A 2,025-nucleotide genomic window follows, 5' to 3' on the forward strand; every position below is an offset into this window, starting at 1 on the left:
CAGCACCGCCAGCACCGCGACAAGCTGCGGATAGTCGCTCGCCATGAAATGCGGCAGCACTGCGATGCCGAAGCCCGAGAGCGTGGCGTTGAGCTGTGCGATCAAATTGGCGCTGCGGAAGCGGGCGGAAATCCGCGGCGACACCTGTGGCAGATAATCGAGTTCCGGCGTGAACAGGAGCTCCTCGATGTAGCCGACGAAGCGGTGCTGCGGCAGCACCTCGCGCGAGACGATCGTCGGGAAGCGGTCGAGATAGGCGGGGGAGGCATAGAGCCCGAGGCGGTAGTCGAGCAGCTTGCGTCCGACGATGCGGCCTTCCTTCGGCATGGTCAGGCTGATGGCGATGTCGGCCTCGCGCTTGGAGAGACTGAACAGCCGCGCGGTTGCCACAAGTTGCAGGTCGAGATCGGGATACCGGTCCGCGAAGGGCGCCAGCCGCGGCGCCAGGAAGGCGGTACCGAAGCCATCGGGCGCACCGATCCGCACCGTTCCGGTCAGCCGCGCCACGGAGCCGCCGACCTGTTCCTGGTTGGCGACGATGGTCGATTCCATCGCTTCGGCGCTGTCGGCGACGCGCTGGCCGGCCTCGGTCAGGAGATAGCCGGTCTTGCGCCGGTCAAACAGCTTTGCCGAGAGGTGCTTTTCTAGCCGATCGACGCGGCGGATCACGGTGGCATGGTCGACGCCGAGCTGTTTTGCCGCAGCCGAAACCGAGCCGCCCCGCACGATGGCCAGCACGAAGCGAAAGTCGTCCCAGTCGATGCTACCTTGATCCAGCATTTTCGCACATCTATGGTGCAATATAACAGACTTGAATCCTATAAAATGCAGGTCAATAGGATTTGTCAAAGCGATCAGGCTCGACTTCCAAGGAGATTATTCCATGCGTTCAATCGGACATTTCATCGGTGGCAAGGAGGTCAAGGGTACCTCTGGCCGCACCGCCGACGTCTTCGAGCCGATGACCGGTGACGTCCAGGCCAAGGTGGCGCTGGCGTCCAAGGCCGAGGTCCGCGCTGCCGTCGAGAACGCCCGCGCCGCGCAGCCGGAATGGGCCGCGACCAACCCRCAGCGCCGCGCCCGCGTCATGATGAAGTTCGTCGAGCTGGTGCAGCGCGACTACGACAAGCTCGCGGAGCTGCTGGCGCGTGAGCACGGCAAGACCGTGCCCGACGCCAAGGGCGACATCCAGCGCGGCCTCGAGGTCGCCGAGTTCGCCTGCGGCATTCCGCACCTGATGAAGGGCGAGTACACCGAGGGCGCCGGCCCAGGCATCGACATCTATTCGATGCGTCAGGCGCTCGGCGTCGTCGCCGGCATCACGCCGTTCAATTTCCCGGCGATGATTCCGATGTGGAAGTTCGCGCCGGCGATCGCCTGCGGCAATGCCTTCATCCTCAAGCCGTCGGAGCGCGATCCCGGCGTGCCGATGCTGCTTGCCGAATTGATGATGGAGGCGGGCCTGCCGGCCGGCATCCTCAACGTCGTCAACGGCGACAAGGAAGCGGTCGACGCCATCCTCGACGATCCCGACATCAAGGCCGTCGGCTTCGTCGGCTCCACGCCGATCGCGCAGTACATCTATGAGCGCGCCGCCCAGACCGGCAAGCGCTGCCAGTGCTTCGGCGGCGCCAAGAACCACGCCATCATCATGCCCGATGCCGACATGGACCAGGCGGTCGATGCGCTGATCGGCGCGGGCTACGGCTCGGCCGGCGAGCGCTGCATGGCCGTGTCGGTCGCGGTGCCCGTCGGCAAGTCCACCGCCGACCGCCTGATGGAAAAGTTGATCCCGCGCGTCGAGTCCCTCAAGATCGGCACCTCGATCGATCCGTCGGCCGATTACGGCCCGCTGGTGACGCGCGAAGCGGTCGAGAAGGTCAAGGGCTACATCGACATCGGCATCAAGGAAGGCGCAACGCTCGCCGTCGACGGCCGCGGCTTCAAGATGCAGGGCTACGAGAAGGGCTTTTATCTCGGTGGCTCGCTGTTCGACAACGTCACCAAGGACATGCGGATCTACAA

2 protein-coding genes are annotated in these 2,025 nt (G+C 64.7%); one reads left to right on the top strand and one right to left on the bottom strand.

Going from position 1 to position 2,025, the window contains the following annotated elements; all coding sequences use genetic code 11:
- Window positions 1-780: LysR family transcriptional regulator (locus AC1D00_RS38605; protein WP_477014290.1), on the bottom strand; the 780-nt coding region annotated here is incomplete at its 3' end.
- Between the two features lie 103 nt (window positions 781-883).
- On the opposite strand from AC1D00_RS38605, the gene mmsA reads away from it, so the two are divergent.
- Window positions 884-2,025: CoA-acylating methylmalonate-semialdehyde dehydrogenase (gene mmsA / locus AC1D00_RS38610; RefSeq protein ID WP_477014291.1), on the top strand; the 1,142-nt coding region annotated here is incomplete at its 3' end.

The sequence above is a fragment of the Bradyrhizobium sp. P2_E8 genome (genome assembly GCF_056403875.1).